Consider the following 1,050-nt stretch of genomic DNA (forward strand, 5'->3'; position numbering starts at 1 on the left):
GGCCGGCCGTCGGGCTGGTCCCGGCCATCGATCCGTGTCACAACTCCAGGACGTGATCAGATCGACCGGAGCCCCCGATGCGCGACGACGACGCGAGCCCGCCTTCCAAGCACCCCAAGCTCTGGAAAGAGCTGCGGGATTACAGCATCCTGGCGGCGTACCTGTACGTCTGGTTCACGGCCCTTCTGTTCTACAAGTCGGCCATCCTCCAGGCGGACGGCATCGATTTCGTGCCGTGGACGTTCGCCGCGATCAAGGCGCTCGTCGTGGCGAAATTCATGCTCCTCGGACGGGTCCTGCGCATCGGCGACGGCCGCGGCCACCAGCCCCTCATCGTGCCGACGCTGATCAGGACCTTCGGCTTCCTCGTCGTGGTCGGTGTCTTGACGGTCGTCGAGGAGGCGGTGGTGGGTCTCATCCACGGCCGGAGCCTCTGGAGCTCGATCGCCGAGATCGGCGGCGGAACGCTCAATCAGGCCGTCGCCACGACGCTTCTCATGTTCCTCACCTTCGTGCCCTACTTCGCGTTCCGTGCCCTCACCGACGTCGTCGGGGAAGGCACGCTCGTTCAACTCTACTTCGCCCCCCGTCATCGCGCGTGACGGCGCGGCGCTGCCGCACGGCGCAGGGGTCGCAGAGCAGCGTGCCGCGCCTTTGCTCGGCACGGTCCGCTGACGCGCCCGCCGGACGGGTTTGAACCTCCTCTGTCGCACCGCGAACTAACCGGTGTCTCTCGTCTCGATTTTACCGGACCACTGTTCGACAGGAGATGGTCGATGCCACGTTGGACCTTCGTCGCTCTGGCGACTTTTCTCGCGTCCGCCCTGCTTCCCGCCACCGCTGCTCATGCCCAATATCGGGTCATCAAGTGGACCAGCGGCTACTGCCAGATCTGGGACTACGGCTACCCGACCCGGCCGTTCCCCGCCGACTATGTCGTGATGAGTCACAAGCAGCCGACCTTCGATCGCGCGCTCGCGGTCAAGAACTGGCTGGTCGGCCACCGCTATTGCGGATACTGACGCGCGGGCCACGCTCCGACGCGGTCGA

General features: G+C 65.8%; 2 protein-coding genes. Both read left to right on the top strand.

The window, feature by feature from the left end; genetic code table 11:
* Positions 1-77: 77 nt before the first annotated feature.
* Positions 78-602, top strand: a complete 525-nt coding sequence (locus ABTU92_RS30370; RefSeq protein WP_408095246.1) for a hypothetical protein — start codon at positions 78-80, stop codon at positions 600-602.
* A 174-nt stretch (positions 603-776) separates the two neighbouring features.
* A complete protein-coding gene (locus ABTU92_RS30375; protein WP_408095247.1) occupies positions 777-1,022 on the top strand; it encodes a hypothetical protein in 246 nt (81 codons plus the stop codon).
* The last annotated feature ends 28 nt before the right edge of the window (positions 1,023-1,050 follow it).

Origin of the sequence: Rhodoplanes sp. SY1, from assembly GCF_046000175.1 — a bacterium.
Classification (GTDB): Bacteria; Pseudomonadota; Alphaproteobacteria; order Rhizobiales; family Xanthobacteraceae; genus Rhodoplanes.